This window comes from Desulfoplanes sp. PS50 (assembly GCF_053851535.1).
The window spans coordinates 11,544-35,151 of sequence record NZ_JBSPZA010000032.1; the positions used below are offsets into that span (position 1 = coordinate 11,544).

General features: G+C 56.8%; 9 protein-coding genes, 1 pseudogene and 1 CRISPR repeat array. Of the genes and pseudogenes, 7 read left to right on the forward strand and 3 right to left on the reverse strand.

Going from position 1 to position 23,608, the window contains the following annotated elements; genetic code table 11:
* Positions 1-323 precede the first annotated feature (323 nt).
* From ACTVJH_RS13130 to ACTVJH_RS13160, 7 genes are all read left to right on the forward strand, one after another.
* On the forward strand, positions 324-3,014 hold the full coding sequence (locus ACTVJH_RS13130) for a CHASE2 domain-containing protein (protein ID WP_455991503.1): 2,691 nt from the start codon (positions 324-326) through the stop codon (positions 3,012-3,014).
* Positions 3,011-6,259, forward strand: coding sequence for a poly-gamma-glutamate biosynthesis protein PgsC/CapC (locus ACTVJH_RS13135; RefSeq protein ID WP_455991506.1), 3,249 nt, complete (start codon positions 3,011-3,013; stop codon positions 6,257-6,259). Before ACTVJH_RS13130 ends, ACTVJH_RS13135 begins: the two co-directional genes overlap by 4 nt.
* Positions 6,259-8,691 carry a hypothetical protein gene (locus tag ACTVJH_RS13140; RefSeq protein WP_455991509.1) on the forward strand — a complete coding sequence of 811 codons (2,433 nt, stop codon included), beginning with the start codon at positions 6,259-6,261 and terminating at the stop codon, positions 8,689-8,691. Before ACTVJH_RS13135 ends, ACTVJH_RS13140 begins: the two co-directional genes overlap by 1 nt.
* 66 nt (positions 8,692-8,757) lie before the next feature.
* Positions 8,758-9,630 (forward strand): hypothetical protein, encoded by an 873-nt coding sequence (locus ACTVJH_RS13145; protein ID WP_455991512.1) that lies wholly within the window; start codon positions 8,758-8,760, stop codon positions 9,628-9,630.
* Positions 9,627-11,285, forward strand: coding sequence for a hypothetical protein (locus ACTVJH_RS13150; protein ID WP_455991515.1), 1,659 nt, complete (start codon positions 9,627-9,629; stop codon positions 11,283-11,285). The genes ACTVJH_RS13145 and ACTVJH_RS13150 overlap by 4 nt, the downstream gene beginning before the upstream one ends.
* Entirely contained in the window at positions 11,206-15,054 is a 3,849-nt protein-coding gene (locus ACTVJH_RS13155; protein ID WP_455991518.1) for a hypothetical protein, read from the forward strand. The genes ACTVJH_RS13150 and ACTVJH_RS13155 overlap by 80 nt, the downstream gene beginning before the upstream one ends.
* A complete protein-coding gene (locus ACTVJH_RS13160) occupies positions 15,051-19,181 on the forward strand; it encodes a hypothetical protein (protein ID WP_455991521.1) in 4,131 nt (1,376 codons plus the stop codon). Before ACTVJH_RS13155 ends, ACTVJH_RS13160 begins: the two co-directional genes overlap by 4 nt.
* Before the next feature lie 277 nt (positions 19,182-19,458).
* Positions 19,459-21,569: direct repeats of the CRISPR family, unit length 38 nt; unit sequence GTTTCAGTTCTTTGGCAAAAGGTAGTTGGTTCTGAAGG.
* Positions 21,570-21,764: 195 nt separating this feature from the next.
* On the opposite strand, the gene cas4 is transcribed toward ACTVJH_RS13160, so the two are convergent.
* From cas4 to cas1, 3 genes and pseudogenes are all read right to left on the reverse strand, one after another.
* Positions 21,765-22,340 (reverse strand): CRISPR-associated protein Cas4, encoded by a 576-nt coding sequence (gene cas4 / locus ACTVJH_RS13165; RefSeq protein WP_455991523.1) that lies wholly within the window; start codon positions 22,338-22,340, stop codon positions 21,765-21,767.
* The gene (cas2, locus tag ACTVJH_RS13170; protein ID WP_455991526.1) at positions 22,330-22,629 is read right to left on the reverse strand and encodes a CRISPR-associated endonuclease Cas2; all 300 of its coding nucleotides are present in this window, start codon (positions 22,627-22,629) and stop codon (positions 22,330-22,332) included. Before cas2 ends, cas4 begins: the two co-directional genes overlap by 11 nt.
* A gap of 4 nt (positions 22,630-22,633) precedes the next feature.
* Positions 22,634-23,491: pseudogene (gene cas1, locus ACTVJH_RS13175) on the reverse strand (CRISPR-associated endonuclease Cas1); the annotation flags it as partial.
* Positions 23,492-23,608 lie beyond the last annotated feature (117 nt).

The window sequence follows — 23,608 nt, forward strand, 5'->3', positions numbered from 1 at the left end:
TAGCGAGCTTGCGAGGTTAGCAGACCTTATGCAAAGCTGACGGGAAAGGCGAATGGAAGGTGAATGTCCGCAGTGGCGAAGCTTGTGTTCGCCCAAACCGGAACGAGCAGGAGGAAAAGAAAGGACAGGCTGAAAATCCGAGATTCGCACGGGCACGGCGTGCCGTGTCCGTTTGACCGAGCCCAGAGCGGCCCGTGTGAGTCGAGAAGAGAACAGCCCTTGGAATCGGATCATAACCGTGTTATACAGCTCATCAAAATTACACGGTTATCTTAAACCGTGTGATGTACTTTTCTGGCCTTGACTGAACAGGGGACGCGACGATGATGGAGAAACTGCAGCGGTTTGCCGGAGTTTACACCGTCCTGGGAATGGGACTGGTCATATGGTTGATGTCTCTGGGGGGCTGGCTGGATCTTCCTCGGGGCTCGATGTATGATGCCTTTGTACGTTTCACGCCGGCCGACACTCGGCCCAATGAAAGCCTCCTGCTCGTGGAATGCACACCTGCCCAAGTACGTGCCGGTGACACGGTCTGGTTGAAGACCTTGGAGGTTTTTCTGGATGGTGGTGCGGGGACCATTGGTATGGCCTTCATGCCCCGCAATGTTTCCTCTGCATTTTACGCGTTCGCAGGACAGGAAGATCGTGTCGTGTTCGGTCGTTCAGTGTCCATGTCCGAACAACCCCGGCTCGAGCCTGTTCCAAAGATTGCCTCGTCCATCCCCCTTTCCTGGTCGGTCTATCCGCACCCCCCCCCATCAAACGGAGTGTATCGGTCCCAATTTGCCCGGGTGGGGCTGGAAGATCGAAAGATCCCCTCCCTGGTCCTGGAGCTCGCTCAAAGGGCATTGGAACAGGACCTCGATCCGCACAATCCCTTCATGCTCAATTTCGTGAACAGGCCCCAGGTGCTTCCGTCCATTTCATTGGATGACGTGATCGGTTCAAACGTCACCCCGGAAATGATCCGGGGACGGACTGTCCTTGTGGGGTTGTCCCATGATCCCGGGATGCCGGGGCTGATCACGCCCTTGCAGGGTGAAGAAGGCCCCATGTCCCTGCTTCGGTACAATGGGTATGCCCTGGAAAACCTGCTCGCATCCAAGGTCCTCCAGCCCCTGGGGAAAGCAGGTGATCTTGCCTGCATCCTGGCTGGAATGCTGCTGCTTCTTGTCATTTGTCAGCTGGCGCCCCTCTCGGTATCTCTTTGGGTGTCACTGAGTACCATCCTGCTTTCTGTGTTCCTTTCCTGGAGCCTTGTATTCTTTTTTCAAATCCTTTTGCCCGCAGTAGAAATGGTTCTGGCCCAATCGGCCACCTTTGTCCTGGTGTATATCCGCCGATCCCGCACGGAAGTGCGCATGGTCAGGGATATGGTCCTGGCCAAGCCATTGGGCATCTATCAGGCCCTGTTGCCTGAAAGCCTTCTGGATTCCGAAGAATACTGGATGCGTATCACCACCATGGTCAACCAGACCCTGAACCTCAAACGGACCATTTTTCTGGAAACTGTTGCCGGAGACCACCGTGTCCGGGAGATCGCCTCGCTCAATTGTTCCATCGATGACATTGGCGAGCGCAGACGCGATTTCCAGCGGACCCCCTATACCACGGCCCTGGAATCAGGGGGGCCCTACAGACTGCCGGCCCCTTTTCTGACGCATGAGGGGGATGGTGCTCTCGAATATCTCGTTCCTCTGCGATTTGCTGGGCAGATCCTTGGTTTCTGGGCCTTGGAGCTCGATCCGGATCATGTTCGAGAAGACCCGGATCTTCTTGTGGTCATCTCGGGTTTTGCCGGAGAAATCGGCGAATTGCTGTTCAGACGCAATCAGCAACGCAGATCCCGTCATCATCAAGAAGGAAGGCTGCGGCAATTGTTTTCCCTGGAATCGGGGCTCGACACCATGAACAGGATCTACCAGGGGATCAGTTCTCTGGAAAAACGGGTTCTGATCATGGAGTCGGTGTTCCAGACCCTGGGCACGGCAACCATCCTTTATGATTTTTTCGGCAGGGTCATACAGATCAATACCCGCATGTCCGAAATGCTGCAGCAGGCCGGTCTGGCTCCCTACGATCTGAGCGCTCTGGATCTCGCTGTCCGCCTGACCGGCGAGAGTGCCGAAACCATTCGGTCCATGCTCGCCGAGGTGATCAGAACCAGACGTCCCCGGAGTATGACCATTACCCTCGAGGGTGGAGTCGAGGCCTCCACCATGATTCTGACCATCAAGGCCCTGGCCAGAAATCGCGATGACAGGGAAGATGAATCTCATCCTTTCGAGCTCTACGGTCTGCTTTTCGAACTCGTGGATATTTCCGAAATCCGGGAGCAGAGAGAGATCAAGGAACGACTCGTTGCCGAGGGCAACAGGTATCTCAAACAGGGCGTGGAGACCCTGAGCGATGCCTGCACCCTCATGGATGAAAAAGCCCACGATCCTTCGGATTCCTCCAGAAAACTGCAGGCCCACAAGCAGGGATTGTTGGATCTTTTGGATCGGCTCAGTTCCTATATGGGTGAGGACATGCATCGATTGCAGCCCGGAAGCTTTCCCATCGATCCGGACAAGCCCCTGCACAAGGCCGCCGGCTCCCTTGGTGACGAAATCGCGGCCAAGAAACTCACGCTCGACCTGGGCAAGAGCGAATCCGTCCTGGTCCTGGCCGAACAAAGAACGCTGCAGTCCCTGTTTGAGGATATCCTGACCATCCTCATCCAGGACGCGGTCACAGGGGGAACCATCACCACAAGCTCATCCCCGGTTGATACCGGCCTGGAGCTGGAATTCTCCAATACCGGATTCGGCATGCCGGACAAGGAGTTCCAGGCACTGCTGACGGGCAAGGGCGGTGCCTCTGAATCCTTCAAGAGAATCCGTCAGGACATGGATCGGGTCCGGTCCTGGAAGGGAGAGTTATCCGGGACGAGCGAACTTGGTCGCGGGACCACGTTCAGCCTCCGTCTGCAAACTTTTCTGCAGGATAATCCGGTAGCCGAGTCATGATCCAGATCCCCCTGTTTCCACCTTCGTCTCTGGCGAGTTCCGTGGACGCCACCGTCTGGGTGGGCGTGTGCGTGGTCTGTATCTTCAATCTGCGTCTGGGGTGGGTTCTGAGCGGTCTGGTGGTTCCCGGTTATCTCGTACCCCTGATCATGACCCGACCCTGGTCGGCTGCGGCCATTTTCGTGGAAGCCGTTGTCACCTACGTGCTGGTCTGGTTTTTTTTCGAATTTCTGACCCGGTTACGGTGGTGGGCCAATGTTTTCGGCCGGGACAGGTTCTTCGCCCTGCTCATCGTCAGCGTCCTGGTGCGCCTGGTCTTCGACACCATGCTCTTCCCGGCCCTGGGGCAGGCCATGAACGAATTCCTGAACATCTCCTTCGACTATCAGAACAATCTGCACAGTTTCGGCCTTATTGTCGTGGCCCTCATGGCCAACCAGTTCTGGAAGCCGGGGTTTGCCAGGGGCATGGTTCCCCTGGTCATGTCCACTGTAATCACCTGGCTGCTGGTCCGGTACGTGCTCATGACCGCGACCAACTTCAGCCTGGGGTCGCTGGCCTACATGTATGAGGACCTGGCCGTGTCCATGCTTACCGGACCCAAGGCCTACATCATCCTGTTGACCACCGCCTTTGTGGCCTCGCGCATGAACGTGCGCTACGGATGGGACTATAGCGGGATCCTCATCCCGGCACTGCTGGCCCTTCAGTGGCACCAGCCCTTCAAGATCCTGACCACGGTTGTCGAGGCCCTGTTCATTCTGCTTGTGGGCACCCTGCTCCTAAAGCTTCCGGTGTTCAAGAAGATGACCATGGAGGGGGCGCGCAAGCTCCTGTTCTTTTTCAATCTCGGTTTCATCTACAAGGTCGTTCTCGGCCACCTCATTCTGGCCTTTTTTCCGGAACACCGGATCTCGGATTACTACGGGTTCGGGTATCTGCTGACCACGCTTCTGGCTGTGAAGATGCACGACAAGGACATCATGATCCGGATGACCCGGTCCACCCTGCAGACGTCGCTGACTTCACTTGTCCTGGCATCCATGATCGGGTTCTCCCTGACCTTTCTCCCCAATATTCTGGCCGAGACCACCGATGATCTGGTCACGGTGAGCCCTGAGCCCACGGACTCCATATCCCTGGAGCAGGCCGTGTCCGGGTACAAGATCGCTCTGTATTCGTCCCCGTCCCGGGATCAGGAACCACCAACGGCCAGGGATCGGGAGATTTTCGCCCTGGCCCTGCGCAATCTGAAGTCATATCGGATTACGGGCCGGGATAAGGACCTGCAGCAGGCCGGGGATCTTCTGGCCCGGGTCCGCTATGGAGTGCGGTTCACGGACAGGGGGATTATGCTCCTTGAATACCGGGGGGCCGGGAGCGGCTGGGGATTGTTCGCCATAGACAAACAACCGGGGAGCGAACTCCTTGTGCAGGTTCCCGAACCTATGCGTGAATGGGGGGTCATGCAGGGTGGAGCCTGGCTCTTCGGGAGCCTGAAGGCCGGGGCCCTGGCCATTGCCGGAAAGTCCGCACAATCGTTGGATATTGTCGATCCTCTGGCAGAACGGTCTTCGTTCATGTTTCTTTTTCAGCAGGCCTTTGGCGAACAAAGCATCCTTCAGGTTCGTGGATACACGGCCTCCTCGGTGCGCGCCTTGACCGGAGAGCGGGTCCGGCCGGGATTTCTCGGCGAGGTTTCGCCCCCATCGGCATTGTGGATCAAATCTTCCACGCCATCGGGCCTGAACATGACGACATTGCGCGAGATCGTCGGATCCGTGGATGTCCATTGGGGGAAGACCCCCCTGAGCAATCCTTTACGGGCCGTGTGCACCGGGGAATTCGCCGAGCTGCTGCTGGACCGCAAAGATATGCGCACCCTGTTGTTCAAGCCTTTCTTTCAGCAGGATCTCCGAGCCGAGCAGACGGAGCAGAGTATCGTCGGGTACCTCCAGAGCTGGCTCATGGGGGGGAAGGGGAGGATCGCTGCCCGGGGATCGCGGGAATACCGGGTGCCCCTGCAGGCGGAACTTTTGTATTTTGATCAGGAGATTCTCACCCCCCTGGTGGCATTGATACAGCGGGAGTATCACAAGGGGGAATGGACCCGGGACGGTCTGGAGGAACTCAGACTGCTTTCGGCCGGTGCCTCCATGCTCGGGTACGAAGTGGTCAGGTACCATCATCGGTCCAAGAACGAGAATTATCTCATCCTGTCGGAACGTGACGATGCAGATCCCAAGCGGTCATGGGGAACCTATGTGTTCCGTCTGGGAACCGGGTTTCCCCTCATGATCCAGATCCCCCGTCCCCTTTCCGAGATCAACGTGTTCGAGTACGCGGTCTCCCTGTTCGAGAGAACCTCGGCCAGATATCTGCTCATCGGTGGAGCCCACCCCCGTACCAATCCCGACAGATCCGCGGATCTCCTCGACCCGGAAAACCAGGCCAATGTCTTCAATCTGGTGAACCAGGTCATCCTGCGCCAATTGGGTGACGAATCCCTGGGGGTGCTGCAATGTAGAGCATTCGGGCTGCGACCGGGCATTCCTCTGCCCGAGGCGGACGTGCTCATGGCCCTGCCCGAGCTGACCCGTTCGGAAACAAATCTGGTTTCCGTCTTTGCCGGGATACATGACATCCTGGAAAACGATGGCCTCACGGTCCGGTTCGTGGATGGTGCACCCGGATTTTCCGGCTACGAGGCCGGGGGCATTCCCCAGTCCCTGTACCTGGATCAGAGCCGAAACAAGACCTTTGCCGTACTCTGGCTCTCCCCTTCGGCGCGGATCGCCTATCGCCAGCAGACCGAGAACAGGTTCCAGGAGATGCAGTTTCTGGCCCTGGGTATTCCCTCCATCCAGGGAGATCTCTTTCAGGTGCTGGACCGGGCGAGCTGCGGGGATTCCGCAACCCTGCCCGCATCCATGCGGGAGCAGCTGGCTCATTACATGGGGACCCAGGATATCACGGCACTGGAGCGGGTCGTTCGGGATCGACCCGGGTATGGGTTCGAAAGGGTCATGGACGTGAATTCCCATCACGGGTTTCTGGTCATCCGTGACAGGGAGGGGCTTGTCCGGTTGGTGGTCAATCTTCTCCCGCGGAAGGTGGATACCTATGTCAAGGTCCGTGTTCCCCTGGTGTCAAGGACCGGAGTGGACCGGTTCGTCAATTCCCGGGCCGGATGGTTGGAGTTCGTTGCCGACCGTTCGCAACTTCTTTCCTCGGATACCCCCTGATGCGGTTTCTCAAACTTGTTTTCTATCTTGCCTGCCTTGTCCTGGTCATTGCCGGGGGGCTGTATTTTTGGCCTGCAGTCCGTGAGGGGTGGGACCACGTGCGGACCCTTCGAGGTGCCTCGGATAAAGTAAGCGCTGCCAGGATCAGTCTGGCCTACGAGCTGTCAGAAGACCGGTGGACCGAGTTTGTTGTTCAGGCAAGGGCCACGCGGTTCAAGGTGGTCACCAATGCAGATATCGCGCCCGGTGCGGTCAATGCAACGGACAGGCTCGGGTACAGCATCGCCTTTCAGGTCGTGGGTGAAGATGACACGGTTCTCCAGGAGGGGATATACCATCATCTGACCCGACTGACCCTGTACCATGATCCTTTGACGACGGACGGATTTCAGGTCGGGGCGTTCTATCTTGATCGCACGGCCGTGCCCATGGACGGGCGGGTCTTTTTTCTCGATCTGGACCATGTACAAACATCGGGGGCGGCCACCACTGTCCGGCTGCGCCTTGCCGGGATCGATCCCCGTATGCAGGACATGGTTGTCCGGGCCTACGAGCTTTTGCCCAACCCCGAGAACAAGCTGGATCAGCTCTGGTCCGGTCTGAGCAGGACCCAGCGGGAAAAGGCGGCCCGTGGCAATGTCTATCCCCAGGATTTTCTGGAGCCCGGTGAAAAACGCAATCTCATGCGGATCTCCTGGCACCCCCTTGGTCCACAGGGCATTCCAAACAAGGATTATGTCCTGCGAAGGATGTACGTGCTCAAGGATCTCGAGGGACTGGAAGTCCAGGAACCACCCCTGCCCGTCGGGCCGGTCGCCGATGCGGGGCTGCGGTTCACTCTGCCCGTACCCGAGGAGGGGATGCGTGTTGCCGTGCGTTTCGTCCCTCTGGAACCCCTCGCAGGCCAGGTGGCGGCAACGGTCAAATGGTATGGCCGGTCCTTGCGCGAACGTGAGACGCTTTCCGTGTCTGTGCGCGCAAACGGTGGTGAACTGAACCGTTTTTTTCCGGGGGGATTGATCGAATGCATCAGCCCGGTCCCGGTCCGCATCGTGGTCATGACCGGGAAAGACGGGGATCTCGTACCCGTGGAACCCGAACCTTTGTACCAGCGTGGTTTCGTGGCCACAGGCGACACTCCGGTGCGCTACGATCTGGTCCCCGGAAGGACCGGTCCCGTGCCCATGCGGCTCAGATTCAGGCTGCCGGGTGGAGGGGCGAACCTTCCCGAAATTTCCGTGCGACTTGTTGACGGTGCCGGAACCGTGCGAAAGACCCTGCGGCCCGGCCGGGTGGATTGGCTGCCTTCTTTGTATGATCGGATCGTCGGTGATCCGGACGCGCCCATCCCTTCGGACCCTGAATCCCGGTATCTCCGTGTGCCGAACTATGTCGATCACGTGGAGATTGCGTCGACAGCGCCCGTTCTGGTCGATGCTGCCACCCGTCCCTCGGGACTGCCTCGCAGGGTCAATGTTCCCGAGGATGGATACCGGATGATGGATGAGGACACCTTACGCCAACCAGCCTGGTTTCCCATATATCCCCGGACCTATAGGACCAGGTACGGCCGTGGGGACTCGATACTTCTGAAGGTACAGTACCGACCGCCCGAGGACGATCCCGATCTTCTGGCCCAGCGCTACCTGTGGGAATCCTTCCGACCACGCGGCCGGTGGCAGGGCGGGGAGGTAGTCGTTCCCGTGGAAGAGTCCCTCAGGGTGCGCAACGAATCCCTGAGTGCCCGGTTCGTTCCCCTGGGTTCCCGTGAACAGATCCTTGAACTGCGCCGGTCCACAGGTGATGTCCTGGCCCGTCCCACAGTGCTTTATGTGGGAGCTGATCTTCCGGCCCAATTGCAGGTGGTGGTGGACGGGCGTCCGGTTTTCGCCACCCGCCTGTCGACCGCAAGGGGAACCCTGCGTCTCCCCAGGCTGGAAGCGGGCAGACATGCCATGAAGATCCTCGCTCCCGCCGGGATGGAGACCTTTATCAACCAGGTGGCCTCGTCGGAAAAGGGTGTGGTCCGCAGGTTTGGATATTGTCTCGAGAACCCGCTCTCCTTTCCCGTGCACAAGCGTACAAACGGGCAGGAGATCGTCAATCTGGAATTTTATTCCAAGGGGGGACAGCGTACCGAGATCACCACCCGGATCAAGGGGGCCACGGCCTTGCAGGCACGACTGCTCCCGGAACTGACCATCAGGGAGCGCGTGTTTTCTGTCAGGCCCGGCACGGGGACTGTTCCGGTATTGCAGGGAAAGATCGACCACCTCCGCAGCGCGGAGAGCATGCTTGTTTTTCTGGGCGAGGATCTTCCGCCGGGCACCTATGTCCTGGAGATTACGAGAACCGGTGGCCCGGCCGGGTATGTTGCCGCCTACCGGGTCATCCCCGGCGAGCATTCCCGGCGCAGGATTTTTCATGAATAGCGGTCAACTGTTCAAGGAGATGTTGTGCGATCATATTGTTTCTCCCAACGCGTTTGCAGGATAGTGATGCTCGGGATTGTTCTTGCTGCCATGACCCATACGGCTCTGGCCGGGGAACCGGTGGACGCCAAGGCCTTGTATGCGGATTCCTCGGACAAGGGATCGCTCCAGACCGTTTCACAGGCTGAAATGGACCGCATGGAAAAATTGTTTACGCTCATGTTTCAGGGAAACGTCAACGCCACGGTCCGGACCGAATGGCAAGAGCTGGGATTCACCATGGTTGACGCCGTGTGCGCCGGGGTTCCTTGTGTCGCTCTTGCGGAATCCAAAGGGCAGAAGCGGGGCAGGGGGTTCTATCTTTTTTCCCGGGAGCAGGCCGGGCCGGTGATCATGATGCCCCACCGTTACTACGACCTGGATACCGGGAAGATCGGTATGGATATGTTTGCCACGGGGCTCTGCCGTGCGGCTGCCTGGAACACGGTTCACAGGTATGCCTTTGAGCGGCAGAAAAAGGGGGATCCCTCGGATCTGGCCGACAATGTCACAAGTCCTTTTGTGGCCTTTACCAGGTCCTTTGCCCGGGTGCATCCCCAGAAACTGCTGGTCCAGGTGCACGGGTTCTCCCACACGGGCAGAAAGACCCGGGCCGGGCGTGAGGCCGGGATCATTCTGAGTGGCGGCGGCCGGGTTCCGGTCTGGCTCGTACCCCTGGGCAGGGATCTCAAGCGGTACCTGGACGTGGATGTCCGCATCTACCCCCTGGACGTCGAGGAGCTGGGCGGGACCACCAATGTGAGCGGCCGTATTCTGGCTCGTCTTGGACATTCCGGGTTCATGCATCTGGAACTGGACCGTACTCTTAGAACCCGGCTCAAGGACGATCCCCTGCTTTGTCTGCGTTTGACAACCATTCTCGGTGAGATCAGGCCATGAAAACAATCCGGTGCCTCCTGTTCGCGCTCATGCTTCTTGCTCCCTGTGTTTGTTTAGCTGCAGACGAACCAGGTGACACCTCGGCCATGTTCGATGCCATGGCCAACGGTCTGACCTCCCGTCTCGGGACGGTGAGCGGATGGGACAATGTCACGGGAGCCCCCCAGGTGATCAGGGGAAAGAGACCCTGTCATGATCCCTGTCTGGGCATGGATATCGTTTCCCTTGATCCCGGCGAGGAAGTGTATATCCGACGACCCGACCGCTCCATGCTCCGCATCCTGCCCGTTGATACGGAAGATCCCCAGCCCGAGGTCTTTTTCGGGACAGGGACGGGCCTCGAGGTCAGACTGGATCCCCTTGCCGCATTCAGTGCGAACGGATGTGCCGAGGCTTCCCGGATCTATCGCCCGCATCACCCTGGACAGGGAGTTGTCCGGGTTGCCGTACCGACCGACGCGGCCAGGGGAACCTCGTTCGCCCTCTTCCTTTCCAGGAACGACCCGCCTGCATTGCCGGAAATGTACCGCCATTGTCTCAAGCTGCCCTTGGAGTCGGTCCGCCTCCATGAGAAGGGGGAACCGGGGCTTTGGGGATGGTACCTGCTGCCTGCAAGAACACCGGTGCGGCTGGACATGGAAGGGGAGGTACGTCTTCAGGTCGAGCAGCATGTTCTCCTCGACGGAACGGAACCCTCGCGGATCATTCCTTACCAGATCGATGTTTCTCTGGATGGGACGCCGTGTGCGCCCTTGAATTTTGCCACCACGCCCCTGTCTTCGCGCCTCATGTATGCCCAGGGGCACCCCCGGGTTCTGGGACGCAGGGAGCAGGGGTTCATCAGCATTCCCGAGGGCAAGCACGCCCTGGAGATGGTCACCTCCCGGGACATGTTTGTCCGGGTCCGGGTGCACGATGGTCATGAGTTCCTTGTCCCGGATCTGAATCTGACGCATTGGCTGGACGAACCCGCTTCCTCGTGCGATCCCGTTGCCCTTCGTTCTCGGGCCCTGTCCCTGGCATGGGACAATGGCCGCAGAAATGGCGGGGTACTGGCCGCGGCCATGATGCGCCGGGCAGCCGATGTCCGGCCCGATGTGCCGGGACTTCCCGCCATGTCCCGGTTGAGCGAGGCCATGTTCACCTTCTACCGGGATCTCTTCCCGGACAGCCCTTCCCGCTCCAGGGAGACCTGTTTTTTCACCCCGCAGCTGCCCGATCCCCGGGGTTCCCACAACCTGGTGGTGCAGGAGGATTCCTGGCCGACACTTTTGGAAACATTGGATCAGGGGCGTTTTTTCAGGCTGCCTGAAGACGGAACACTGATCCGGTTCGGGCTCCCGGATCGACCTGCAGCCACAACCCTGCGCGTGGCCGTGCTCCTGCCCGACACGGCGACTTCCCTGGAGATCGATCTGGGGGACAGGGAACCGGTCCAATGTCTGGTCCGTCCCGGGGGATTTCTGTTCGCGGACAAGGAGCATTCCCCCGGCCACACGGAGACTCCGGAAGCATCCGAATCCCCCACAACCATCGTCCCCGCACCGGATATCTCCCAGGCGGGGTTGCTGCTCGTTGGCCAACGGTTCAAGGGGCTGGACCCAACGACCCTGGGGGGGGCCTTTTGCCGCCATCCGGGACAATGCGTCCCTTGATAGAGTGGGATATGTGGAACTGGATCTCCCCGAGAGTGTCCGGGAGATAGGCGTCCGGCTCCCCGGAACAGGAAACGCTCCTGTCTGGATCGCCCTGCAGTACCGGGCTTCGCGGACCTTTTCCCTGGACGAATCCCTGTATGATTTTCTGATCGAGAAGGAGAAGCGATCCCCGCTGGATCTCTTCCTGGCCGGGCTTGAACGTCCCGACACCATTCCCGAGCGTCTGTCTTCCCATTGGCAGCCCTTGTTCAGATTGTTGCAGACCCGTGAAACCCTGTTCTCGTCCCGGATCGGTGAAAAATGGGAGCCGGGATGTCTGCGTCCGGTGCCGGGCATGGACGGGATTGGGGGTATCGACCAGGTCATTGACCGGGCCGAGGCTGCCCAGGAGGCCGGGGATCTGATCACGGCCCTGTCGTATTGGGCCGCTGTCCTCCGGTTGGCCGGGGGTGAAGACAGAATTCGGGCTATCGAAGAACAGGACGCGTGTCTGCGCGGACTGGGTGAGAACTATCTGGCCGGGATGATCCTGCGCCATGTGTATGTTCATGGCGAACGGGCCGAGCGTCAGATTGCCCTTGAGCGCATGCGCTCCTTTGCACGATCCGGCCGGGACGAGGATGAGCTTCTGACCCTGGCCGTGGTCGAGTTCATGGGCCAGCAAACTCCGAAAAATCTTGCCAGGATCAGCTCGTTGCTTCTTGCCCGGGGCAGCGACACGCTCGGGCTCATGGCCGGACTGCTTGTGCCGGAATCAAAGCGGCCCATGCCCGAACTGCTCCTTGCAGCCCGGAAGCAGGGATGGAACAGGACTGCCGAAGATATGGCATCCAGCATGCCTGTCGAGGAACGTTTCCTGTGGCAGGGACTGGATCAGGCCAAAAACGGGGCCTTTGCTCAGGCACACACATTGTGGAAACAGGGGGGCGAGCAGGGCAAAGATTTTTCCCGGTCCTTGTCCGAGGCCCGGGATATTGCGTCCCGGTTGTATGGCAACAGGGAGTCTGAACGGAAAACCGCGGTCAGGGACTGGGAAACATGGTCCCTGCGTCGTTCCGGTCCCTGGACCTGGAAGGAGCAAACAGCATCGGTCCTCGCACCGACCGGAATGGTCCGGACCCGGAGCCTGACCGCGGACGTTCGCAGGGTCTGGCATCTCGTGGACAGGGAACACCCCCTTGCAGTGAACGTCTGGGGGCCTTCGAGGCTGCGATTGGTTATCCGTCCTCTCCACGCGCCCGGATCGGAGGCACGGATCGACGGATGGGTAACGCTTACGACCCCCCATGGCTCCCGACACGTTCCGGTCACGGGCAACACGCCGTCACAGGGATTGGAACTGGAAAACGATGTCCGCCTGCCGGGCCGCGCCGTGACCAGGGAGCTTGAAATGGCGGGGGGGCCCGGGGAAATACATCTCGAGACGTCCGACTTTTCCTGTCTTGTCCGGGTGGAACGGTGGCAACCCGTATGCACGCTGCCGGTACTTCCTGAACTCACCCCGGAGACGGTCGGGGTTGCCCTCCAGGGGGTGGACGCCTGGCAGGATGATCCCGGGCCGCGTCCGTGGCCGTGGCAGCATCGTCTGACCGTTATTGACAATGCGTCAGGCCGGAAAACCGTGTTCCCCCAGGATCGGGTCTGGAAAGTTGTGGCCGGGCAGGATGCGCGTGAGGGGAAATTTCTCTCACTGCCCACTGTCTGTTCCCGTTCTGAAGATCTCGATAATCAGGTACAGGACACGAGACAGGATCTTATCGACCGGGCCCGTGATCTGGCCTTTCGGGCCGAGCAGCATCCCGGGGATCTGCCGGGCATCGAGGCTGAACTCCGGCACCTGGCTCATGATCATCCACAGATTTCCGAAATCCGGACCATGCGTGACCGGGTGGGCAGGGTCATGGTCTGGGAACGGTTGCAGCCCGCGTCGAGCGGGGGGAGCTATGCCTTTCCCCTGGCCGGCTGGGAACCGGAAACTCCGGCCCTCAGGGTGCGCAAGGGGCTGCTTCCCTGTCTCTTTCCCGGCGAGCATGTTTTGTCCCAACCGGGCAAATTGATCATGGACATGTACAATGTGCAGCCTGCTTCCCTGGTCATCGAGACCTTTCTGGGCGATTTTCCCTGGCTCGGCGAGGCACCCCTGAATTTCTGGTATGATGTGGACGGGAAAGATCGGGTCTTTCGGACACTGTCCCGGCGTGATCCGGACGCGCGTATCGAGATTGACGTACCCGCCGGCGAACATGTCGTCCGTGTGGGTGTGGATACCTTGTACGTCAACCAGTTTTTGCGGGTGATGATCCATGAACCGGGCCAGGGGTGTTCCTCGTTCGCCTGTACCGATCCCGGATGGTCCGAATACCAGGAAAGGGCCTATACCATTGCCGCACACGGATTTCCGGCCATCTATCAGATCGAGGGACCCGCATGGGTCAGGGTGGACCGCAAGGAGGAGACCTCCACCTCGGTCAGGTATCGCTATTTTCCCAAAGGTATGCATGACCTCGTTCTGAACCCGGAAGAGGGCCGTATGGAGAGTTACTACCGGGTGTTTGCGAGGATGCCCTTCAGGGGAGAAGAACCCGTGGAGGGGATGCCCCGGGAGGTGGCCATCACCTATGCACATGTGCCTGATTCTCAATACGTTCTTCCCGATCCCCCCACGCCCGAAAAGGCCGTCATTGCCAATGACGACGATCAGTTCGAGTTTCCCTGGACGGGAACCTGGGAAATGGAGGCCGGCTACCATTCCCGAAGGGACGTGCAGGAGGACGGCACCGGGGATGCCGAGCAATTCTGGCAGCTGGGGCTTGTCCACCGGCGGTATCTCGAAACTCTGCCCGCCTATATGAAGACCGGCTTGACCCCGCTTCGGGTCCGCAAACACGGTGGGGTCGTCTCCGGGGTGGAAGAGGAGTTCGTGTATTCCCCGGATTTCCTTCCCTTCACCCTGGGGCTCAGGGGGAGTTTTCTGGCCCAGGATCCTGATGCAGATGCCAAGGCCCTGCCTGGAACCGGTGAGGGGGATACCGAATGGTCCGGCCTTGTTCGGGCGTCCATCTCCCGGCGGCTGTCTGTGTGTCCCGAGTGGTGGCACACGCCCGGGTTGCGAGTTTTCGGGCGGCTGCTCAGCATGGACGAACTGGGAGACTACGAATCCAGGGACGTGGATCAGGACATCTTCACCCCGTACAAGCATGATCATCGCCAGGGAATTTCTGTAGGCGATACCCTGACCTGGGCCCCCTGGGCCGACACCCGCATTGCGGCCGGGGCGAGCGCCACATCCAATGAGGATGGAAACGTCTTTGCACCGGACAACATCCGGGCACGGCTCTTTTGGGAACAGCTTCTGGGACCCTTCCAGACCAGGGTCGGACTGCGCCATACCCGGTATTTCGAGGATGGTGATCGGGACGCGGACAGCCACAAGACCTTTGTGGACATGGAATGTGCCTGGACCCGGTGGACCGAGGACAAGGACCGGTTGCGCATCGGTCTGTCCGGGACCGTAAACACGGATACCGGGGAGTGGAGCTCGGCGGTCGTGCTGGGCTGGGTGTTCGACGGATCCAGGGAGTTACGGGATTTCAGGTCCGGGGAGACCGTGTTTCCGGCCATCACGACCTGGGCCATTCCCCACTCATCACCAACCCCGGTTCTGGAGCCGGAACCCACTGTGTGTCCGGAGCTTCGAACACGACCTGCGGTCATGGAGTCGCCCGAGGATGCCGGTTCCACGCCCAGGAAGGGAGGTCGCTCATGAGTCGTTCGCCTTCCCCTGTCTCTGTCATGCTCGGTCATGGGCTCTCCAGAATGGAGTCTTCCCTGTACGGCAACCTCTTGAAACAGGTCGCCAGGGATTTTGAATCGTGGCGGGACAAGGCCGTGCCTGTGACCTCAACCATTGAACTCCAATTGCTTATGGCCGAATATCTGGTCGAGTCCATAAACAGGGAAAAAGAGGAGTTAAGCCGCCTGGAATCCCTGGCTGATGGGTTCGGAACCCGTATCTCCCAGGCGGATACCCGTCCGGAAGAGCGTGAGCACATCCTGGAATTCGCCAGACGTCTGGGGGCTTCTGCCCGTGATCTGCGAAAGGATGCCAAGGGGTTTGGTCGCTGGTTCGGGTTCGATGCAGTCCTTGAACGATGTACCCGCAGGATGGACGGGGTCTGCTTCAGGCTCTCCTTTCTGCTCCCCCGACTCGGCTCGGTCATGGCCGGGGCCTTGGGCCGGGAGAGCGATCCGGAGCTGCAGACAAGGTACTGGCAGCGGATCGATCCGGAAAAGGTGGCCCGGATGTTTTTTGCCTTTCAGCGGGACGAGCGGGTGAACATGGCCGCGTTCCGGTCATTGTCCCTGGCCGTGTCCGCCCTGACCGATACGGTCCGTTCCCGGGTCATTCACGAGAATTCCCTGCGGTTCGTCTACAGAAGCGCCCTGGAAATCTCCCAACCGATATGGCTGCAATGCGAGGCCCTCAAACTTTTGGGGCGCATCGATCCTCCGGCGCTGGCACGGGTACTTCAAAAACGGCTGACCTCGCCTGCACCGGGAGACGATTTTTTTGTCCGGCGTCGCTGCATGTTGCTTCTGGAAACCTATGCCGGTCATGTGGAGAATGTGCACACGCTGCTGCGCGGGTGCCGGAAAGATCCCAGCGTGTATGTGCGCCAGGCCCTTTCCGTGGTCGTTTGTCGTCTGCTCCTGGCAGAACAGGCCGCTGCTATTGGGCGAAAACAGGGAATGGCCTTGCTCGCACGCCTCATTCTCAAGGATCCTGCACCCCAGGTCCGAGGGCAGGGGGTGCTCGCCCTGGTCGACCTGTTTGCCGCTTCAGAGTTGTTCAATCTGGGAAATCGGCTGCTCGAGAGGGTTCTCAAGGATGAGAAGAATCCTTTTGTTCTTCGTGCTGCCCTGCATGTATGCAGCCAGGCCATGGAATATCTGGAACAGGAACAGAGCGCAGTCTTTTACCGGCAGATCCTTCAGGGGATGTCGACGCTGCGAGATGCCTGTGAAGATCTTCGTGTCAGGAGATGGGCAGCTAGAATCATGGAACGGGTCCGTTTGGGCGTGGACCCGGATATGCAATCCCTGGTCAATCGATTGGAGTTTCTGGTTCGAACTGTTCCTCCAGGCAAAAGTAAATGGTTCAGGGTAAAAAAACTGGGCTCGCCCCCCCCCGAAGATCTGGGCAGGGCTCTGTCCATTTTGGCCCAGGATGGATTTTCACTGGGAGCGCGCAGGACCCTGTTCGGCTGGAGAATTTACCGGGGGGACCGGTTTGGATTCCGGTTCTGGCGGCTCTTCCACGAACTGCGCAACCCCTCGCCGGACAAACGCCAGGCCCATTCCCATACCATCGGCCGTATCGACAAGGCGAACATCTCGGCCCCGTCTTCGGTCCTGGCGGAACTGACCAGGACCAAGGTTCCGGGCGAGCCCCTGTACGTGAGCGAGGAAGACGGCTGGCGTCCGTACCTTCCCCTGCCCGATCAGGTGCTCTCGTTTTTGAAGGACAAGCCCGGATCTGGTCCGACACTGATTTTCACCCCCCAGGGAGTGACCACTCTGAATCCTTCCGGCGGGTTCGTCCGGCGGCTTCTGGGAGTCTTGCGGATCACCTGGTCCTTTGATCGTCTGGCCTCGCTGCGCACCTGGACCCCGTCTTCGGGCAGGGACCCCAAGGAGTATGTCCGGAAACTGCGGAAGCTGGGCGTGGATACTCGCTTTACGCCCTATCAGGGGGAAGATGCGTCCATCAGCCGGTTTTTTGCTTTTTCCATCCCCTTGGGGAGCGGATGGTGGGATCGGTTCGTTGAATATTTCTTTTCCGTATATCGCAATTCCCTGTACGAGCTCGGGATTTTTGCCGCAGGGCTGGGCACATTCTTTGCCGCCCGGATCGTTGTTCTTTCCCGAAGGGTCATCCAGGCCCGCAAGCAGCTTACCCTGGTCGTGGGCGGCTGGGGAACCAGGGGCAAATCCGGGGTGGAACGGCTCAAGGCAGCCCTTTTCGAGTCCCAGGGGCATGCCATGGTCTCCAAGACAACGGGAAGCGAGGCCATGTTTCTCTATGCCCATGACTTCGGCAAGACCCGGGAAATGTTTCTGTTCCGGCCTTATGACAAGGCCACCATCTGGGAGCAGACCGAGCTTATGCGACTGGCTGTGCGCCTCAAGAGCCGGGTCTTTCTCTGGGAGTGCATGGCACTGACCCCGTCCTATGTGCGTATCCTCCAGCACCACTGGTCCAGGGATTCTATCGCCACCATCACCAATGCCTATCCCGATCATGAGGATATACAGGGGCCTGCCGGGTACAACATCCCCCACGCGATGAACGAGTTCATCCCGGAGCGCTCCATACTGGTGACCACCGAAGAGCAGATGCTGCCTATTCTGGAAGAAGGGGCCAGAGAGCGTAAAACCGGATTCGTCACTGCAGGGTGGATCGAAGTGGGATTGCTTCCCCCGGAGATTCTTTCCCGGTTTCCGTATGAGGAGCATCCCTACAACATCGCCCTGGTGGCCACCATGGCCGGGATGCTCGGGCTGGAAGAGGACGTGGCCCTGAAGGAGATGGCCGACAGGGTGGTCCCGGATATCGGGGTGCTCAAGGGTTTTCCGCCCGCCCCTGTTCGGGGAAGAAGACTGGAGTTCGTCAACGGCATGGCCGCCAACGAGCGGTTTGCAACCCTGAGCAATTGGAAGCGCATGGACTTTGCCGAGCAAGAGCTGGACGGGTCCACCTGGCTGGTCGCTCTGGTCAACAACCGTGCCGACCGCATCTCCCGTTCCCGCATGTTCGCCTCCATCCTGGTGGAGGATGTCGGACCGGATCGGATCGTACTCATCGGGAGCAATCTCAAGGGGCTGAAGGGGTATATCAACGAGTCCCTGGAACCCTGGCTTGCCGGACTCTCCCTGGACCCGGCCAGGAATCAGGACAGATCGCCTCGCGAGGTGCTGGATGACCTGGCCAAAAGGCTGCGGATTCCTGTTTCTGAAGAGATGGTTCAGACCATGCTCAAAACGATGCTCGCCGGTCTCGCTCTGGATGGTGCTTCCTGTCTCGATGTCTGGGACAGCCCGGACAGGGTGAAAAAACGGCTCGAGCAGGAGAAGGTGGAAGGCGAGAAGATCGAGGAGGTTGTCGGATTTCTTGGTAGATATATTCGTGGGTTCAGGGAATACGAGACGCTTGTCGGCAGACTGGACCGTAAGGATTTCGCATCCCTGGACAAGAAACTGCGGACCTGGGCCGAGACATGGTTTCGGGAAAAGATCGCGGTCATCGACGATGTCCACGCCGACGGGGAAAAGATCCTCTCCCGGTTCATCCCCTGTGTTCCCCCGGGATTTTTGGTCCGGATCATGGGCATGCAGAACATCAAGGGACCTGGCCTGGATTTCGTGTATCGCTGGCAGGCCTGGGAGCGGTGTCACGCCTCACTGATCGAATTGGAGGATGAGGCCCCCGCAATCATGGAACGGGGGTTGAAGGCGCTGATGGGTTTTCAGGAATGGGGCGTGCTTTCCCATGAGAGCGTGCTGGAAGTTGTGGATCGTGTGGGCAAACGCCCCGAGGCCCAGAACGAATCCTTTCAGGCCGGTCTGGCACTCATCCGCTCCAGCCAGGAAAAGTCGAGCATCGCCATTGCCAAGCGGGTTCGCGGGCGGCAACGAGTGGGATTGCTGGACAAGGTTTTTTCTGTCGTGGAATCCTTTCTCGACGCCGGAGACGCAGTACGACGCCGCAAAAAGGCCAACCGGATTTACAAGGACATGGTGGACGAACGGATCAGTACGGAACGGGCCGCTGTGGAACTCAAAAAGCTCAACAAACGGCAAAAAGGCGGGTGGCTCAAGGAGAAATGGGGGTGAATGGGCGCGAGCTCTGCCATGTTTTACGGCGAGAAGCATGCTTGACGAGTAGTGCCGTCGGTCTGAAGTCCACGCCGGGATTTCAACGATCGTTTCAATGCTCGCCTCGACACAGTCGAGAAATTCGAGTCCAAGGCAGTAGCGTTGTTCTTCATGCCATGAAAAAGCGAGCTGGAGGTCTTTTGTGGCTTTTTCCGGTACGCAGTGCGCAGGACGAACCCAAAAAAGTGACAACTTTTTCAGGACGCGACACATGCTGATCAACATAATGGACATAGTTTCAGTTCTTTGGCAAAAGGTAGTTGGTTCTGAAGGAGGGGATGCCTCGCCCGTGGAGGTCACGTAGTACAGTTTCAGTTCTTTGGCAAAAGGTAGTTGGTTCTGAAGGTGCATAGCGGAATGGCTAAAAGAATTATCCGAGAATTGTTTCAGTTCTTTGGCAAAAGGTAGTTGGTTCTGAAGGCAGGACTGGAGTCAGCTTGGAAACAATCACCACGAGCGTTTCAGTTCTTTGGCAAAAGGTAGTTGGTTCTGAAGGCGGGAATACGCGGGGCAACTATAATGTTTATAAGCCGTTTCAGTTCTTTGGCAAAAGGTAGTTGGTTCTGAAGGATATAGGAAGTTGGATGGGTGACGTAATTCCAGGCAGTTTCAGTTCTTTGGCAAAAGGTAGTTGGTTCTGAAGGCGACGGCTGCCCGGCAAACAATTTTAAGGGATCGATAGTTTCAGTTCTTTGGCAAAAGGTAGTTGGTTCTGAAGGTGTTGATATACGCGTCGAACATGGCCCACCGGTTTGTGTTTCAGTTCTTTGGCAAAAGGTAGTTGGTTCTGAAGGGTAGTCGGCCGCGAGCGTATCCAGATCCCACGACCGTTTCAGTTCTTTGGCAAAAGGTAGTTGGTTCTGAAGGCTCGGCTGCTGCCGTGCCTGGGCTGGTCAACTGCTGTTTCAGTTCTTTGGCAAAAGGTAGTTGGTTCTGAAGGCGTGACCGTCTGGCAGGCCACGAGATCGATGCACGTGTTTCAGTTCTTTGGCAAAAGGTAGTTGGTTCTGAAGGTTCCTTTTTGGAAAGGTGATCCTTTGTGGTTTTTGCAAGTTTCAGTTCTTTGGCAAAAGGTAGTTGGTTCTGAAGGTTGACCTCTAGGCTGTAAAGTCCTAATCTTCTTCTTAAGTTTCAGTTCTTTGGCAAAAGGTAGTTGGTTCTGAAGGAAGCCGAAGCCTTCGATCCTTCTGTAGAAGAAGATTGGTTTCAGTTCTTTGGCAAAAGGTAGTTGGTTCTGAAGGTGGGCAAACAGCCGGGCAACCAGAGAGCAACCCACGGCGTTTCAGTTCTTTGGCAAAAGGTAGTTGGTTCTGAAGGACCTTATACATCGTGCATCTCCAGGTTGACGATCCAGTTTCAGTTCTTTGGCAAAAGGTAGTTGGTTCTGAAGGCACGGGTGAGGGCCTCGGCATAGCGGGTCTCATAGGGTTTCAGTTCTTTGGCAAAAGGTAGTTGGTTCTGAAGGTTGCTTTTTTCAGGTGATTGAAATCCTGTAGAACGAGTTTCAGTTCTTTGGCAAAAGGTAGTTGGTTCTGAAGGGATTTAATGCCTGATGAACAGATGAGGATCCTTCAAGTTTCAGTTCTTTGGCAAAAGGTAGTTGGTTCTGAAGGTGTCACGTAATACACGGGATTTCCCTGGGAGATGGGTTTCAGTTCTTTGGCAAAAGGTAGTTGGTTCTGAAGGTGTCACGTAATACACGGGATTTCCCTGGGAGATGGGTTTCAGTTCTTTGGCAAAAGGTAGTTGGTTCTGAAGGTGATCTCGACATCAGCAGCTTCCTCGGCCACTTCGTTTCAGTTCTTTGGCAAAAGGTAGTTGGTTCTGAAGGTCATGATACGGCGGGGCCTGTTCGATTTGGAATGAGTTTCAGTTCTTTGGCAAAAGGTAGTTGGTTCTGAAGGTGGGGACCGGGAAAAATGCGTCTATCATCACTTCCAGGTTTCAGTTCTTTGGCAAAAGGTAGTTGGTTCTGAAGGTAGCGGCACGGTTTGTTGGCCAGCTGGGACGCTGAAGTTTCAGTTCTTTGGCAAAAGGTAGTTGGTTCTGAAGGATTAAACATAACATCAGACAAAAAATAATCGATTAGGTTTCAGTTCTTTGGCAAAAGGTAGTTGGTTCTGAAGGCAATGCCTGCGGCACTGTCAAGCTCAATTTTGTGGTTTCAGTTCTTTGGCAAAAGGTAGTTGGTTCTGAAGGTATGCAACCCGAGAAACAAGATGTATCGTCCGTCAGTTTCAGTTCTTTGGCAAAAGGTAGTTGGTTCTGAAGGTGCAAAGTGGTCGATATGCTCGAACGGATTGCTCGCGTTTCAGTTCTTTGGCAAAAGGTAGTTGGTTCTGAAGGTGTTCTGTTTTTCTTTATGGAATCAGCATGTTAAAAGATTGGTATGGTCGTTTGTTTTCGCAAAACAGTTTTCTGCAAGAATAGCTTGACTTTTTGCGAAAAAAACGACTAGGTGATTTTGCCTATTTGCCAATAGACTGTAATCACCAAAAAGGTATTTTGATCGGACCTCTATATTGCATACGTCCGTACATTTTAGCCACGATCATTACAGTGATTTAGGTATTCGCAGTTAGAGCATTGTTTGATGCTGGCCGGGGAATCCGGCTTGGCACCAAGTTCCAGCATCTGGCGAATTTCTTCAGTAACTCCTAGTACACTGCTCGACAAAGTCTGCGTCATTTCAATCCGTTGAACGTCACATCGCCCCTTGGTCAAAAAGCCACAGGGGCATTTTTTTTGGAACATATCTTCCAGCATCAGGCCATAAGCAACAAGCTGGTAGATTCCGCCACGTTTTTGTTTCGCCAACTCCAATTTGAACTCAACAGGATATATTGCTGATTCCGTTTCGATCACCATGTCTGCGATGCCATGAATACCATATTTTTCAGATCTGGCAGGGAAATTAAGGTGTACATCGCCTTGCTGCAAACCGAATCTGGAAAGATTGCGTCTTTGCCAGAGTAGAGTCTCCTGGCGATGAAATTCTTCACCTTGGGTCACCCATAGAGGGTAACTTACTGTAAAATCAGTTAGTTCAATATAGTATACAATGCGAGGGCAAAAACACCATTGTCGGATAAGATTTGCCGGAATGCTAGATGACATGGTGCTCTTTCCAATCCTGAAATTCTTCGTCACAGTAGCCGAAAAGAAAGCTGCATCCATGGCCGTTAAAGTTTGTTCTGGTAACCAGGGCCTTGTCACCTTTTTTAATGATAGAATCGGTGAACCGTCTGACAGCGTTCAGTTCAGCCATGCTCAGAAACCCCCAAAATACCGATTGCTGAACATTTTTCATCCCTGTCTTTTCAAGTTCTTGGAAAACCTTCGTGCGAATTTTGTTGTCCTTGATGTCGTAGCAGATCAAGTATTCCTTTCTGAAAATCGGATCCATGTTCTCACCATTTGAACAGATAGGGACGATATTTTTTTGTACCGCAGAACTGTCCACTCAATCGATAGACCTGACGCTGAATAATATGCTCAAGCTTTACTTTTTTCTTTTGATGCAGATATTTTTTTGCACAGGTTTCTTGAATTTTTTCGATTAGTAGACGCTTAATTCCGGAATCCATTGTTGTTTTTCCTTCACTATGATTCCTTAGTTTGACAACAGCCCTGTCAACTACCCATGCTCTATATTCTTCCATAATGTCGAGGACCAGAGACATTTTTCCTGGCCGCGGGGTATGGATAAATCCCATATATGGCTCAAGCCCAGCATTTTCAATGGCGGCCAGTATGTAGCTGCTTAGGATTGCGTACCCGAAATTGAGCATGCTGTTGTTTATTTCTTTACTGCCTCGACCATATCTTTTTTTGAATGATGAGGAGAAAAGCCTCGCCTCCTTGAGTGCGTTGAAATAAATGCGGGCACTCACGCCTTCATACCCGAGAAGCTTTTCTAACGAAGATGTTGTGGCTGTTTGGGAAGCGTGTTGCTTCAATTTTACTGCGGCATCCTCCAGACACGAGAGTTTATGATATTTGGCGTGGTAGTTGATGACGCCTCGCTGATTTTTTATCTTTGCTTCAATGACTTTTCTGGCGAGGGGCAGAGTATTCCCCTGACAGAAGCGGTACTGGTTCGCCCTGGCAGCCACGACACCATGCCGGGTGTTTCCGATCAGTGTAGCTTGAGCCGTTCCTTTGAATCCGAGAAATAACAATTTTATTCCTCGAACGCTCAGAGCCTGGACAAGGTCACTGGAAAAACTCACCCCGCGTTTGGCCACGCTGATGGTAGCTAGTGTTGCGTCCGCTAAATTTCTATACCGTTATTTAGTCAGTGGCTTCCCGGTGTAAGTCCACTTAAAAGGCTTGGCCCACAGCTCGTTATAGTTGCGAATATATGCCATTATCTGCTTGATCAG

What these genes read in the sequence shown, in the direction of transcription:
- ACTVJH_RS13130 (WP_455991503.1), top strand. Translation starts at nt 324, where the DNA reads ATGATGGAGAAACTGCAGCGGTTTGCCGGAGTTTACACCGTCCTGGGA.
- ACTVJH_RS13135 (WP_455991506.1), top strand. Translation starts at nt 3,011, where the DNA reads ATGATCCAGATCCCCCTGTTTCCACCTTCGTCTCTGGCGAGTTCCGTG.
- ACTVJH_RS13140 (WP_455991509.1), top strand. Translation starts at nt 6,259, where the DNA reads ATGCGGTTTCTCAAACTTGTTTTCTATCTTGCCTGCCTTGTCCTGGTC.
- ACTVJH_RS13145 (WP_455991512.1), top strand. Translation starts at nt 8,758, where the DNA reads ATGCTCGGGATTGTTCTTGCTGCCATGACCCATACGGCTCTGGCCGGG.
- ACTVJH_RS13150 (WP_455991515.1), top strand. Translation starts at nt 9,627, where the DNA reads ATGAAAACAATCCGGTGCCTCCTGTTCGCGCTCATGCTTCTTGCTCCC.
- ACTVJH_RS13160 (WP_455991521.1), top strand. Translation starts at nt 15,051, where the DNA reads ATGAGTCGTTCGCCTTCCCCTGTCTCTGTCATGCTCGGTCATGGGCTC.
- cas4 (WP_455991523.1), bottom strand. Translation starts at nt 22,340, where the DNA reads ATGTCATCTAGCATTCCGGCAAATCTTATCCGACAATGGTGTTTTTGC.
- cas2 (WP_455991526.1), bottom strand. Translation starts at nt 22,629, where the DNA reads ATGGATCCGATTTTCAGAAAGGAATACTTGATCTGCTACGACATCAAG.